Source organism: Paenibacillus sp. J22FR21 (assembly GCF_056269135.1).
In genome coordinates, this window is sequence record NZ_JBWDNJ010000006.1 from 83,693 (window position 1) to 98,934 (window position 15,242).

Below are 15,242 nucleotides of genomic sequence, written 5' to 3' on the forward strand. Positions count from 1 at the left end.
TGCCTTGTTCATGTAATTAAACGCACAGGTTTCGAAAAAGTTGCGATGTGAGGAAAAGTTTTTTGAAATTTCTTTAAAACTTCTTCTCTAACGCTATTTATTCGAGTTTGTCGATATGCCACATGAACTAGAACAACTTGTCTACCACGTTGTTTATTATAAGCCGAATGTCCTATATTCGTCGATAGATAACATTTCCCATGTAAAGATAACTCTAGCAATCGTTTGAAGTACTTGCAACAAAATGAAAGCTGCCCGGAATTCTCCCGGGCAGCACAACCATTCCAGCTTAGTTTAGTTTAGGAAGTTTCTTGAGATCAGCTAGCATCTTGCCGATAATGATAGCCGCATCGGAACGAAGAAGGCTGGATTTCGGTTCGAACGTAAATCCTTTCTTCGGATCAGCCGGGTCAACCGGGGATCCCTTGATGTATCCCTTCTTGGCAATCGCAAGCACGGACGCTTTAGCATAGTAGTCAATTTCTGTGTAATCCTTAAAGGTCTTCTGTAGTGCCTTGTCTATCTTATCAGCATCCGTATCGAGCTTCAAGTTAAGTGCTCTTGCCAAGAATACAGCTGCATCTCCGCGTGATAGGTTCGCCGTTGGTTCAAACGCACGCGGCTGTGTACCCCGAATGATACCTTCACGAGCTGCAGTCTCAATCGTACTATAATCCCAAAGTGCATCTTGATTGATAATTGGAGGCACATCGTCAAAGTGAGGCTTGCTCAGCTCATAGTTGAGCGGAATATTCAGCGCTTTGACAATCATGCTGGTGAACTCACCGCGAGTTGTGTACATATCTGCGCCAAAATCATCGAAGTTAGCTGCATTCATGACACCTTTCGAATAAATCGTTTCAATATAGTTACGCGCATACGGATGGTTTGTAACGTCGGAGAAGGAATACCCCATCTTGGCTACAACATAATAGCCGAACTGATCGAAAGGAACCGTAATCGTATTCTTCTTCGTATCCACGACCCCGCCGAGATTCACCCAGAACTTGTTCTTCACATCATAACGGTAAACCGTAACAATCGTTCCCGCTGTATTCCGGATGCTTGGATCGAAGGAAAGTGTGAGTGTTCCGCGTTTGGAAGCAACCAGCTCGCGGTCATCCGGACGTTCATCATAAGTTGGAATCTTCGTATCGCCAGGTCCGATAGCACCTGGATATTGATAAGGATCCACACCCATCTTAAGCGGATCATAGTTCGGTGTCGTCGTATCGTCTGCTAAACCTGCATCAATCCAATAAACCGGGCTGGATTTCACAAATCGCGTAGGGAACGACACTTTAAATCGTGTACCGAAGTTCTGCATGATCAGATCGAAATCTGCCGGTGGATTATCATACTCGCGACGATCCACAACGCCATCCTCGGGGTTTGCAATGGCAAACAGCAGTTTATGACCGGTAAATACTTGGTTCTTCAGATTAGCCGGTACGTTATAGTCGCGGCGAATCAGGGAAGTGCCTTTCGGGAAAGTCAGTGAAACCGCACCATCGAACACTTTATTGGAGCTCTTCATTTCATCTAGAAATTGAGCACCGGGTATGTTCGTTGGCTGATACGTAATTTCAAAAAAGTTATTTACGCTATCTGAAGCACTTTCGATTGAAAAGTTAATTTTATTGACGCCCGGCTTGAGTCCGGAAACCGTCGCTTTAAAGGCGTGCGGGTATTCAATGCCGTTAGCCGGAGTGTTATCCGCATCATAAGCATATTTATCTGCGACCTGTTTATTAATAGTAACTTTGTCTGCACCTTTGGCATTGATAATGACTTCGACGAAGTTCTTATTCACGATGCCTTCTGCCGGCAAGTATGGACGAAGAATCTTGTACGGCAGCACGCTTGGATCTACTTCTAAGCGGTAAGTTGCCTTAGGTCCGGTAAGACCACTGTTATATACATTGAACAGAAACACGCTTGAGCTTCCATCCGCATTCAGCTCTTGCTTCCTCAGCAGGAACTGGAAGGATTGTGTCTTCAGGTCGTAACGGACAACAAGGTCTCCGTTAATGTTGCCATTTGCCGGGTAAATACCGACCGGAGTATCGCCATTCACGATCTGGAACGGATCACTAAGCTTCCATGTAAGAGGAGCCGCAAGCGATGTACTGGTAATCCTAAGAATGTAATCACTGGCCGGAATGTGTCCTGTTGTTTCCGGAGCCATTAGCGTCGTCATTTTATTGCCGACCGTTACGGCATTCTCGCCCAAATCAATGAAATCGAATGTACCAAATACATTCATGAACGGCTGCGTCGTATTATAGATCGAACCGGTCTTCGTGAAATTCGGATCATTCAGAACCGGTTTCGGATTAGGAATTGCATCCTCGTACGTGAATGGGAAGACGCCTGTCGTCTGAGCAGGAATGACCGGCAAGTTCGTCGGTACCTTATTCACTTTAACAACTTTCTCATAATAACTCTTTGAGCTTTGGAAAACGAACTTAAGTACATTTTCCCCATTAAACATGGCGTCAAGCGCTTTGGTATAAATATCCGGTGTTGCAGGAGTCAATACGGACGGATCAAGTTCAAATTGCGTCACATCGGTGCCGACCGGTTTCAGCGGGAACGATACATTATTAATGTAGAAGTACACCGTTCTCGGTCCCACACTGTTATCGTACCTAATTTCAGACGTATTATTAATATTTTGCAGGGAGCCGCGGAATTTACCTAATTTAGTCTTGATGATATCCGTAACGCGATCCGCCGAAGTGGAATCATCGCTAACCGTCATGCCATCGAATATCATGTTGAAGTTTGCATAAGGTCCGTATAGCAACGTGAATTTCGAGGACTTCGAATCCCCTGTTGCGCCGCCAACCTGTACCGTAATCGTCTGAGTGCCTTCGAATGGCATTCTGTGAAATTCGAGTATTACGCGTTGGAAGACCTGCGGAGAGCCGTTCACTGTCCGCGTGACCAGAGACTCTTCTCGAATCGCATACTCATTGGAATTAAGGGTTTGGCCCGCTGCCGGCGCAGGCTTGAGCACCGGAATCGAATTATGCCCATACAAATCCGATACTCTGGTTACTACTACATTATTAGTCCCGCTTGGATTGCCAATCAGCACTTCGACACCTACCGGCAAACCATAGATGTTCTTCCCCTCGAGAGGTGTTCCTACAATGCCTTGGTAGTTAGTCGGCTTATAGCCGGCCAAATAGTTAATTTGACTGACAAACGGCTTGCTCTTGTCGCGCAAAGAGAAGAACAAGCTGTCTGTACTTTGCTCTGTCGGTGTTATGTTCAAGTGTGCATTCTCTTCATTACGCGCGGTGAGCTTCACATTATAGAGCGTATCGAATGCAAAACCGCCGACCGGCGCAACTAAATCAAGCGTATATTGGAATACAAAAAACTTATCTGTGATTTGGGGAGTTCCAACCGGAACAATATTGGCAGGAGCGATCGGCAAAGCCGTGTATATCGCATCTACTGCTTTCTTGTACTCTGCCTTCAATGAAGCAAGCGGTGCTAATGGATCCGGATGGGGCCGATCGGTCATTACCGGCGGCGTTCCATACAATTCTGGGTACACACTGTTTGGTACAATGACTTTACCCGTTAACTTCAAGCTATTCGTATTCGTAATAACAAAGTTAGGGCTATACTCAAGTGCAGCCGATTGCAGGAAGGTAGTAGGTGCAACAGGATCTACCTCATTGATGTTGACATCATAGAAAGTGACGCTTCCATTGTAGAAGGCAATGTCACGGGTAGTTTCAATAACCTGCGTGCCGTTCTTAATGCGAATGGTAACTTGGTTCTTCCCCTTCTGCAGGGTGATCGGTGCAGCTGCAAAGGAATCATTATTGGCACTGTTGACCGAATAGGTCTTACTGCTTCCGTTCACGATAATTGTCACTTGCTGTGCATTAGGTGCTTTACCTGTAATACTGATATCCGCGCTGTTGCGTCCGCGTGAGGTCGTGGATTGTACCACGGTTGTTGCGTTCTCCAAGACCGGAAAATTATTACCGTCTAAGCTTGCCGTCAGATCATATAGCATCGGACCGTTCCGATATTCAACATAAATGGAGTTCGCTACTTCGCCTCCACCTTGGGTGCCTTTAAACGTAATTTTGTTGAGACCGGGAAACAGTTGGATATTGAACACCTGCAAGCTAAACCCGTTCACCGAAATGTTACTGGTCAGGTTCTCGCGCTTGCTTCCTGTTTTGTTCTCGTCCGTCGGATCAATGATTTGAATAACATCATAAGAGATCGATGTTGGGTCCACATTATTCAGTGTCCCTTGAAGAGTAATGCGCTCTTCCGTCGTGATTCTCGGGGAACCAATTTGGTCGCTTTCACTTGGGAACGTAAAATTGCCTGTCGCGGCATGAGCAGTCTCAATGCGATTCGCAGGCACTAATTGAATTACTAAGGCCAACATAATAAACAACGTAACTAATTTTCTGATCACGGTGAGCCTCCTCCACTTCAATCCCATACACATAGTTTGATGTATCCTTTTTATCGGCGCTAAGCTTCCAAAAGTTTAGACGAGAACCAGAATTCTAATGGGCAAACGCCAAGACAAAACAAAAAACTTCGCTCCCCACGGGGAACGAAGTTTTTATTTAAAAGATTGTAAATATTATTTCGAACGCGATTGCTCCGTACCCATCACTAGCCGCTGCAAGAAATTAATCAGCGGACGGCGGGATTTATCCACGATACCGATAAGCTCCGCACCAATTTGAAGAATGAATACGAGTATGAGAATGACGCCAAAGGTAATCCAGTTCGCGGCATCCGATTGCACGATCGTGGATTGCAGAACTGCGCAGATCCCGAAGACCGATGCGATTCCGTAAATAATCAATACCGTGCGGCGGTGGCTGAAGCCAAGCTCACGTAGACAATGATGCAGATGACCTTTGTCTGGCGCGAAGATCGGTTTCTTGTTGACCCAGCGACGTACGATTGCGAAGAACGTATCCGATAATGGCACACCAATGATGAGAAGCGGAGTGATGAAGGAAACCATCGTAACCTGCTTAAAGCCCATCATCGATAATGTTGCAAGCGCGAAACCCAGGAACAACGAGCCGGTGTCACCCATGAAGATCTTAGCCGGGTGGAAATTGTAGACCAAGAATCCGATAACGCCGCCAAGCAGCAAGGCGCATAGCAGGATAACCGGCGCCGAACCCATGAACGCAGCCATTACGAGAATGCTAGTGATCGCAATACCGGACACGCCTGCTGCCAGGCCATCCAGTCCGTCAATAAGGTTAATCGCATTCGTTACGCCGACAATCCAGATGATCGTAAGCGGGATACTGATCCACGCCCCAATCGGCTGCATCGCTTCGCCGAACGGAATGTTGACCAGGTCAATCTTAACGCCGAAGCCGAGTACGACAACACATGCCGCAATCAATTGGCCCAGCAGTTTTACTTTCGCAGACAGTTCAAAACGGTCGTCCAGTGCGCCGATGATGACAATGATCGTGCCGCCAACAAGCAGCGCATTAATCAGGTTCGTGTCGTAGCTGCGCAGTAAGCCTTCCGGAATGAAAGGTTTAATGGCAAAATAAGCAACGACAAAAGCAGCATATATACCCAGACCGCCAAGCCGCGGCATGATTCGTGTGTGAACTTTACGATGATTTGGCTTGTCAATTGCCCCGATTTTGTTAGCAAATTTAATGACAAACGGGGTAAGTGCAAGTGCAAGACATAATGAAATGATAAATCCGATTGAGTAGAGTACGACCTGACTCATTTCCATCTCCCTTTCATAGCTATCGCCGGATTGAATTATACGCTGTTTGAAAAAGAAACTCCACTCTCATTTTCAAGCAATTTTCACGGAATTCTCCTTTAAATCGCCTGCTTGGTCGAGATATTGCGACATTTTCTTTCTCGCACAGCGTATTCGCTACATTTTTCGGCCATATATCTACATATTAGTAGCTTTCTTGTTTGCTGGGGAGAGGGAGCATCCATATATTGATTAACGTAAAATGGTTACAATTTGTTTCGCTGGCACACGCGCTTCTTCTTTTAATTGCAGAATAGCGTCGTGATGGGCAGCGCGCCATCCTTGCGGATCGTCGAGCAGCTTGCCGATCGCCGTTACGAAAGCTTGCGGATCAAGCGATTCGGTCGTGCCGATTGGGGTCAGATTGATCCGGTTCAGGAACTGATCAATCTTCGGATCATACGATAGGCCGAGCATCGGAACGGACTGATTCGCTGCATAGATCAGCGCATGCAGGCGCATGCCGAGCAGCGCGTCACACCGGCTGACCTCCAGCAGCATAAGCTGGGGGTCGTCGCCGACTTCGGCAAGCTCGGCAATACTCGCGCCGAGATCGCCGAGCTGTTCCATCACCCATCGCGACGCTTCCGCGTCTGATGGGGTGTGGAACGGCAGGAACCGCAGCCGCACCGCCCGGCTGCGGGCCAGCGCGCCAAGCGCGGCGGCGACGCGCGCCAGATCGGCGCCGTCCTTGCGCCAGTGGCGCAAGGACACGCCGACCACCGGCAGCGTCGAAGTCCCCGCCGCTGACTCCGCCGCGTCTGCGCGAGCAGCGCCCGCGCCGCCGGCAATCGGCGGCGCCGCCGGCAGCGGCAGGGCCATGACCGGATCGGGTACAACGTCGATCCGCTCACGCGGTACCCCCATCCGTCCAAGCAAAGCGGCGGATTCGGCGTCCCGCACGGAGACATACGCGCTGCGGCGCATGACACCGCGAATCAGCCGGTCCATCCACCGTCGATTCACGGGGCCAATCCCTTGCGCGTAGGCGAAGGTGGGTTTCCCAAGCAGCTGAGCCAGCTTGAGGATCCCCGTATAATAAGGAATCGTCTTGGCACCTGTTGCATCCTGCAGCAGACTGCCGCCGCCGCTGATCAGACCGTCGCTGCCGCGAATGGCGCGAACGATCTCCCCGAGGCGCATCCGATGCACAGCTTCCACGCCATACATCGAAGTCGTTCCGGCGGGATCGCCGGACAACACGATCGGCACGATGCGAAGCCCCTGCTTCGCACCTTCTTCGTCCAGCGCGAACAAAATCGATTTCAGCACCGCTTCGTCCCCGCTGTTGCGGAAACCATAATAGCCGGAGATGACTATACGCCGGACTTGCTGCCCTGTTTCAGTTGTGCGATTCGTGGTGCCCATCGTTTCCAAACTCCTTCCCCGATCTGCCACACGCCGATCATCACAAGTCCAATCAACGCGCCCAGTACAAGACCAAGCAAATCACGGATAATGGAAATCGGAAGCGGTGTATGAATATGCGCAAATGTGTCCACCATAGACAACTGACCAATCGATCCTACTATAAATAATACCCACGCTGCACGATAGCGAAGCGCAACGAAGATCCCGAAGAAGAAGAGCGGGTGCGAGAGCAGGAATTCCTTCGTCCGCGGACGAACGCCGAACGTCGATTCCAACACATTCCGGAAGGTCAGCTCTAGAGATGAAGCTTCGCCTGCATTACCCGTACGTGACAGATAGTAGAGGGCCATAACACCAAGCACGCCGGCTACGCCGACCCAGAGAACGGTAATTTGCATCTTGAGCAGCTTGCGCAGATTGCCGATCACGGATTCGCCGGTATAAAGAAGCAAGTACAGCGCAACAAGCGCAATTGGAGCCAAATGCAGCAGGCTTACGCCGCGGAATTGCTCCAGTACAAGCTTGTACGTAATATTGTTCAAGAGACCGACGATAAACGGAATTCCGCTCATCGAGATAACCGAAGTCGTCGCGAAGATCGTAATCGCCATCAAGAACCGGCGTCCTGCACTAATGCCCGGGAAGAACCAGCGTACTTGTTGGTCGCTTCCGCCCGCAACACGAGTCGCAGTAGCATCTGCTGCACCGCCAATCGGTCTGCGGTTCCCAACCGTATGCGCCCGCACGCGGCGGATTGCCCAGATCATGGCTAGCGTCGGCGCGCTGATTGCCGCGCCAAGCGCAAGTCCTTGTTCGAGAATGGACTTCGACAGCACATACAAGCCAGCGCTGCCGATTAGGCCAAGCACAAACACCGGAATCGCCACGCCTGGGAGGAATGCGCTGATCAGCAATGTAATGAAGGCAATGGCGCCAAGCACGACTACGCCTTTAAGCGGCTTATGCCAGGATGGCGATTCGTACTCGAACGGCTGCGGGCTGTCTATCGCAAAGCCAAGCTTGTCCATTTTGGCTAATACACCGTTCTTGTCTTGCATCGCATTATACAAATTCTGAAGCGGATCGGTAATCATCGATTTGACCGGATTGCTCGAAGGCGCACCGTTCAGATAGAACATGCGAATGCTGCGGTCTTTGGCGGCAAGCTGGAAGCGATCGGCGATCTCTTCCGGCTTCATGGAAGCCGCATCATTATCCGAAAGCGAATAGAGTCTTACTACATTATAATGAGTCAAATATCCGAGCGTGCTCATGCCCTTCTGAGGCTTAGAATTCTCGATTGTCGCGATGCCAATTCCATGTTTATTCAGCAGCTCTGCGAATTGGTTCAAGCTCTTCAGCTCGGCATTATCCGCGAAGCCTTTGACAGCATCGCCTTCAAACAGAATGCGCGACACACCCATTTGTTCAAAACCGCCAAGCATCGCATCTACCGAAGCGGCATCAAACGGCACACGATCGGACAACCGCGGCACAATCGTAAAGCCTGCCTCATGAATCTCTCCAAGCGCAATCGGATCCGGTACCATCGGCTTCAAGATTGCATTCTCAAGCGGCGTCTCCAGAATCAAGCCGCCGTGGCCTTCATAGCTCCATGAGGAAGTCGTAATGCCCCATTGCTTATAAGTCGATTCCAATACCGGACGAAGTGCATCTTCATCCTTCGCACTCGAGAACAGCACATACGTATAATTCTCATCTGCCGGAGACGTTTTGCCTTGCAGCTCGCTTGCGCTTGATGAATTATAGAGCGACAAACGGCCGGCCCAGCTCAGCTCCTGCAGCGAAGACTCGAATACCGCCATCGCCGTAATGCCTGCCGAATGCATCTTCACAAGCTCATCCTTCACGAACTGCTTCGGATGGGATTGGTAAGCTGCGATTTGGACCAAATCGCGGTAATCGAACACCAACTGAACCTTATCGGAGGTTTCCTCCATCTTCCAGCGCGTAGCGCCGATAGGCAATGCTGCAATCAACCCTAATATCGTTAATACACAAAGGACAAACGTCGCTTTACGATTCCATTGCTGCCAACCAGTTTGCACATCTTCCACTCCTTAACATTTTCCGTAGGAATTATCGCTACGATTATCTGTCTGTGTTTCCGCAGCAAATTCACGTACGGAAGCTCCGATCCCAATTCCGATCTAATTGTCCACGCGCTTCATCACAGCTTGAGTCAGGCGCTGAATCGCTGCCTTCGCTTCGTCTTGCGAGCTGCCGCGTACTGCGAAATACACCTTAATCTTCGGCTCCGTACCTGATGGACGAAGGCAGAACCATGAGCCGTCAGCAAGTAAAAATTTCAGCACGTTCTCAGGAGGCAAGCCGCCCAGTCCCGGCAAATAATCGAGCATTTGATCAACCGCTACGCCGCCGATTTCAGCAGGCGGATTGCTGCGCCAATCTTCCATGATCGCTCCGATTTGGGCAACGCCGTCAACGCCCTTAAGCGTACGGGATTCCAGATGCTCCAAATAGTTGCCGTACTGCGCATACAATTCAATAAGTACATCGTACAGCGTTTTGCCTTTGCTCTTATAATAAGCAGCTGCTTCACAAATTAGCATGGAAGCGATGACCGCATCTTTATCACGCGCATAAGTGCCTGCCAAGTAACCGTAGCTTTCCTCATAACCGAATAGGAAAGTATGCTCTCCGCTTGTCTCATATTGCGTCATTTTCTCGCCGATATATTTGAAGCCGGTCAATGTATTGACGACTTCCGCTCCGTAGGAAGCAGCAATATCAGCACCCATTTCACTCGTCACAATCGTCTTCACTACGACGCCGTTAGCAGGCAGTTCGCCGCGTTCCTTACGTGTGCCAAGCAAATAATTGACCATAATCGCGCCGGACTGGTTACCCGTCAGCACGACAAATTCGCCTTCATTATTACGAACAACCGCGCCCATCCGATCGCAATCCGGATCTGTTCCGATAATAATGTCCGCGCCTACTTCTTGTCCGAGCTTGATCGCGAGATTGAATGCCTCACGCTCTTCCGGATTCGGTGATTTCACCGTGCTGAAGTAGCCGTCAGGCTGTTCTTGCTCGGGAACGATATGAACATTCGTAAGGCCCGCTTGCTTAAGCACCTCGCGTACAGGCATGTTGCCGGCACCATGAAGCGGTGTATATACAACCGTCAGCGCCTCGCCGAGCCCGTCCACCAGCAGCTTGCTGTTCAAGCTCTCTGCAGCGACAGTGTTAATATAATCTTGGTCTTCTGCGTCGCCCAGCCAGTGCAATAAGCCTGCTGCTTCCGCTTCTTCACGGCTCATGCGGCGGACTTGATCGAATCCCGTTACTTGCTGGATCGCGCCGATAACCTCAGCTGCATCTCCCGGAACAAGCTGGCAGCCATCGGAACCATAAGCCTTGTAGCCGTTATATTCAGGTGGATTGTGGCTTGCTGTAATCACAATACCGCTAGTGGCGCCAAGCGCACGAACAGCATAGGAAAGCTGAGGGGTTGGACGAAGTGCTTGGAATACATGAGCCTTCACACCATTGGCAGCCAAGACAAGTGCAGCATCAAGCGCAAACTCAGGAGAGTTGTTGCGGGAATCGAATGCAATGACGACAGAAGGGTTGCTGCTCTTGGAAAGTACCCAGTTCGCCAGCCCTTGTGTAGCTTTACCGACCGTGTAGCTGTTCAATCGGTTTGTTCCTGCACCCATAACGCCGCGCAGTCCGCCTGTTCCGAACTCAAGCTCCCGGTAGAAACGATCTTCAATTTCCTTCTCGTTGCCTCTTAGCGCGGCAAGCTCTTGTTTCGTAGCAGCATCAATCATCGGATCGCTCAGCCAAGCCTCGTATCGTTCTACAGTAGATTGGTTCATCTTCAGCATCCTCTCTCCATCCGCAGTAATTACGGTTTAATATATATGTAGCAAGCTGCAGGTCCTGTCCGTATAAGCCCTATTCGGGTTTATTCAGGATCCTTCAGTGCAAACATAATCTCACCTTCAGCTACGACTTTATCGCCGACTTTGGCAACAGCTTGTCCTTTACCGATCATGCCCTTCATTCTGGTGATTTCCACTTCTAATGTAAGGGTGTCGCCGGGAACCACTTGACCACGGAAACGACAGTTATCGATGCCTGCGAAGAAACCGATTTTGCCGCGGTTTGCCTCTACTTTAAGAATAGCGACACAGCCGACCTGCGCCAGCGCCTCCACAATAAGTACGCCCGGCATAACCGGGTATTGCGGAAAATGTCCCGTAAAGAACGGTTCATTCATCGTCACATTCTTGATGCCGACGGCTCGTTTGCCTTCCTCCAGCTCAATAATGCGGTCAACGAGCAGAAACGGCGGGCGATGCGGAATAATTTCTTGGATTTGTCTAATATCTAACATGATGTAAGCTCCCTTCAAGGTTGTTGTAATAAATTACAGGCTATTGTGCCAAAATAAGGCCATCCATCACGAAACTGCAGTCGTGAGGTTAAGATAAGGGGGATTGAACGCAGCAGCCGTTCATCGCGGCCAAGGCGAGTTCAATCTCCTTTTTACCATTACATGGGCGGAGCTTTAGTATCTGTCTGTTCTCCTGTGCTCTGCGCCGCACTGCCCTGCTCCTCTTCGTCCTTGTTCAATCCAACGAAGAGAAAAATGTAAATAAACGAAGTTATAAATGAAAACGCAATGACGCCCCATAAATAGGTTCTGGCAAAAGGCAATTCAAAGAAGATAAACAAGATGGCCAAGTAATACAGGATGGTGGTCAGTTTCCCCATCCAATTGGCAGGAACCGTCTTCTTCCCCCGAAAATGAAAAAATGCCGATCCGATAATCATCCCCGCATCCCGGATAAATATAGCCGCCCCCGCGCTCCACGGAATATGTTCGGTAATGAGCAGCGACACAATGACGGTAATCATCATCATCTTATCCGCAAGCGGATCAAGCATCGCCCCTACCGAAGTCACCTGCCCGTATTTCCGCGCCAGATAACCGTCCAAGATATCGGTAAGTCCCGCGATGACGACAATCAGAAAAGCCCATTTCATATGATTCGTAGCGTCCGAAGCAAATACGGCAACGTAAACGGGGATTAAAGCAAAACGAAGCATCGTGAGCAAATTAGGAAGATTCAAACGTTTACGCCCCCTTACCTTTATGGCGGAAAAGATGCTTCAAAGTTTCTAACCCATTATACCTCTCCGCTGGAAAAAATAAAACTGTCCGAACTATGCATAAGACCAGCTGCAACCCACCATTCTTGCCGTTTCTTGGAATGGAAAATTCCCATGACCTGCGAACTAAATTTGGCAATACCTATCTGACACCTTCAATTTCCCTCCTCCAAAGCCGTTAACTATAATGGATAGGAAATTTATAGTCTTTGGAGGTTTTAGACAATCATGCGCACGAACAAACACGCAGCACCCCTGTGGCAACGCACCTGGCTTACAATGATGCTTGCCATTGTCCTGAGCTTCTCTTCCTTTGCAGGACTCGCTTACGCCGAAGAAGTCGTAACGGGAATTGCCTTCGAGAACGCTCCGTCACCCGCCGTGCTTTATATCGATGATGACTCCATTTCACTTGAAGTGAATGCCACTATACAAGGTGCAACTTCTGTTAAGAGCGTTACTACAGATGCTACTTGGAGCTCCTCCAATGCAGCCATTCTGAAAGTGTCCGCCGGTGTTGTTACAGGTTTAGCGAAGGGCACTGCAACGGTAAGCGCAACGTATAAAGGCTACAAAATCACGCTGCCTATAACCGTTAATTATCGCTACGATAGCGTAACGATCATGGAGGACGGGACAAATGTAGGTACCACTGAAGATGTACATTTGGGCGATACGATCGCCTATACCCTAACGGCTATCAAGAGCGGCAGCACGAACGAGAACGTTACCGACTCCGCAACATGGACGAGTTCAAACCCGAATGTTGCGACAGTAGACGATGGCGACATCAAGCTGATTAATGCCGGCGAAACAACCATCACAGCCAAATATAAAGGAAGAAGCGATACGGTTAAGCTAATCGTAACCTCTCCTTATGATAAGCTCACCCTTTCACCTGACGATCTGCTTGAATTCTATGTTGGCGACAGCACCCAATCACTAACAGCCGTAGTCACTACGGAAGATGGCGATTCCGCAACCGTTACGGATACCGCGCAATGGACTTCCGGCAATGCAGCCGTTGCCACTGTATCCAAAGGTATCGTTACACCTGTAGGAAGCGGATCGACTACGATCACGGCTACGCATCTAGGCGTATCGAGCAGCATTACTGTCGTAGTCCGTCCTGCTTATGAAGCTATGCGCTTGAACCCCAAGGAAGATCAGCATCTGAGTATGCAGGATAGTCCGGTATCGTTCAGCGTAACGGTGATGAAAGGGACGGGAACACCTGAGGTCGTGACAAGCAAAGCAGCCTGGTCCTCCTCCAACTTGTTTGTAGCAACCGTTAAAGACGGCGTTGTTACCCCTAAAGGCGTTGGTACAACCGTTATTAAAGCGACTTACTTGGGTCTGTCCCAGGTGGTTTCGGTTACGGTTTATCCGACAGTCAGCAGCCTCAAAGCTGCTACTGAAACCGTTGACGCATTCGTAAACGAAAGCATTACACTGCCTAAGGTTTCAGCCGAATCGATAGCCGAAGAAACGATCGACGTAACCAACCTTGTTGCTTGGACGAGCAGCGACAAGGACATCGTGGACAAAGTAGATGGCAAGTGGACGGCGAAGAAGGTCGGTACAGCCGTTCTTACAGGTACCATTCAATCCAAGACGGTTACTGTTACTGTAGTCGTGCACGAGAAGCCGCTTATGCTGACGCCTGATCAATCGAACGCTTCCGTTGTCATAGGCAAAGAAGTGAAGCTGCCGATTATTACGCTCATGTATGAGAACGGCGAAGAAGAAGATGTGACGAGCCTTGTTTCGTGGAAGAGCTCCTCGGCCAACTTGCTCGTGAAGGCTCCGAATATGAGAGGCCTGCAAGCCTCGAGCGTTACCCTTACTGCTTCATATCTTGGCAAATCAACTACAATTCGTGTCACGATTGAAGAGGAAATTACGAAGCTGTTCGTGGATGCAAGCAGCCTTTCCCTGAACATCTCCCGTACCAAGAGCCTTAAAGTAACAGGTATTTATAAGAGCGGTAAATCGGTTTCCCTGAGCTCCAAGATGAACTGGACCATGAACCCAGAAACACTTGCTTCTATTAAAGGAAGCACTGTGAAAGCATTAACAGAGGGTACAGGTAAGCTGACAGGCACGTATCAAGGCAAATCAATCGAGGTGTCCATTACGGTCGTGGCTAAAGTGAAGAAGCTGACCTCGTCGGCCAAATCCCTTACACTTGCTGCAGAAGGCAAAGAAACGGTTAAGGTTACGGCTGAATACGATGTAGGCCGTATCACGGATGTAACGAAGAGTGCGGCATGGACGGTTGGCAACAATAAAGTAGCCACTGTCGAAGCCGGCGTCATTACGGCAGTCGGCAAAGGAAGCACGATGGTGAGAGCCACCTTTGACGGTAAATCCATCAGTATCCGTGTCATCGTCAAATAAGATGTAAACCAATAGCACCTCCTCGATACACATCGCAACTACTACGGTAGTCCGATGATATTCGAGGAGGTGCTTATTTATGCGGCTTGGATTAGAAACGGAAATCAAAAAGCCTGCTCGAATGAGCAGGCTTCCTATTAATCAGCGAACACTAGGTCATACATGTGCTTCCATGTGGCAATATCAAACACTTCGACTCCCGGCCGCTTGCCTATGATCGAATACCCCATGTACATGCCGCCGAGTACGGCTGCGATGCACAGAATGGGAACGATGCTCTTGCGAAGCGTCCATAATAAAGCCCGAAGTGCCGGATTGCGTTTCTTACGCGCTGATGATTTGCCTTTAACGGCTTCCATATCACGCTCAGATTGCATCGCACCGTTCTGACGCTGCCTCTCGCCCGCAGGCGCAGGATTCATCAGACTGGTACGTTCCAATTGAGAAACTCCATCTAAACCCGCCGCTGTTTCTTTCTTTGCATCCATACGCATTC

Annotated in this window: 9 protein-coding genes; 1 reads left to right on the plus strand and 8 read right to left on the minus strand. The window is 49.5% G+C overall.

Annotation, left to right across the window (positions count from 1 at the left end; all coding sequences use genetic code 11):
* Positions 1 to 289 precede the first annotated feature (289 nt).
* The 7 genes from AC0YNS_RS21375 to AC0YNS_RS21405 all read right to left on the minus strand — a co-directional run bounded on the left by AC0YNS_RS21375 (position 290) and on the right by AC0YNS_RS21405 (position 12,307).
* The gene (locus AC0YNS_RS21375; protein ID WP_475782998.1) at positions 290 to 4,459 is read right to left on the minus strand and encodes an S-layer homology domain-containing protein; all 4,170 of its coding nucleotides are present in this window, start codon (positions 4,457 to 4,459) and stop codon (positions 290 to 292) included.
* 174 nt (positions 4,460 to 4,633) lie between these two features.
* Complete coding sequence (locus AC0YNS_RS21380) at positions 4,634 to 5,767, minus strand: glycosyltransferase family 4 protein (protein ID WP_475782999.1); 1,134 nt, start codon at positions 5,765 to 5,767, stop codon at positions 4,634 to 4,636.
* A 231-nt stretch (positions 5,768 to 5,998) separates the two neighbouring features.
* Positions 5,999 to 7,174 carry a polysaccharide pyruvyl transferase CsaB gene (gene csaB, locus AC0YNS_RS21385; protein ID WP_475783000.1) on the minus strand — a complete coding sequence of 392 codons (1,176 nt, stop codon included), beginning with the start codon at positions 7,172 to 7,174 and terminating at the stop codon, positions 5,999 to 6,001.
* Positions 7,123 to 9,246 carry a DUF5693 family protein gene (locus AC0YNS_RS21390; RefSeq protein WP_475783001.1) on the minus strand — a complete coding sequence of 708 codons (2,124 nt, stop codon included), beginning with the start codon at positions 9,244 to 9,246 and terminating at the stop codon, positions 7,123 to 7,125. Before AC0YNS_RS21390 ends, csaB begins: the two co-directional genes overlap by 52 nt.
* A 102-nt stretch (positions 9,247 to 9,348) precedes the next feature.
* Positions 9,349 to 11,055 carry a phospho-sugar mutase gene (locus tag AC0YNS_RS21395; protein WP_475783002.1) on the minus strand — a complete coding sequence of 569 codons (1,707 nt, stop codon included), beginning with the start codon at positions 11,053 to 11,055 and terminating at the stop codon, positions 9,349 to 9,351.
* Between the two features lie 80 nt (positions 11,056 to 11,135).
* Positions 11,136 to 11,567, minus strand: coding sequence for a 3-hydroxyacyl-ACP dehydratase FabZ (fabZ, locus tag AC0YNS_RS21400; protein ID WP_090982305.1), 432 nt, complete (start codon positions 11,565 to 11,567; stop codon positions 11,136 to 11,138).
* Between the two features lie 158 nt (positions 11,568 to 11,725).
* Positions 11,726 to 12,307 carry a CDP-alcohol phosphatidyltransferase family protein gene (locus AC0YNS_RS21405; RefSeq protein WP_475783003.1) on the minus strand — a complete coding sequence of 194 codons (582 nt, stop codon included), beginning with the start codon at positions 12,305 to 12,307 and terminating at the stop codon, positions 11,726 to 11,728.
* Positions 12,308 to 12,574: 267 nt separating this feature from the next.
* Here AC0YNS_RS21405 and AC0YNS_RS21410 point away from each other — a divergent pair, with 267 nt between their 5' ends.
* On the plus strand, positions 12,575 to 14,746 hold the full coding sequence (locus AC0YNS_RS21410) for an Ig-like domain-containing protein (RefSeq protein WP_475783004.1): 2,172 nt from the start codon (positions 12,575 to 12,577) through the stop codon (positions 14,744 to 14,746).
* Between the two features lie 137 nt (positions 14,747 to 14,883).
* Here AC0YNS_RS21410 and AC0YNS_RS21415 read toward each other — a convergent pair whose 3' ends face one another.
* A complete protein-coding gene (locus AC0YNS_RS21415; RefSeq protein ID WP_475783005.1) occupies positions 14,884 to 15,240 on the minus strand; it encodes a DNA-directed RNA polymerase subunit beta in 357 nt (118 codons plus the stop codon).
* Positions 15,241 to 15,242 lie beyond the last annotated feature (2 nt).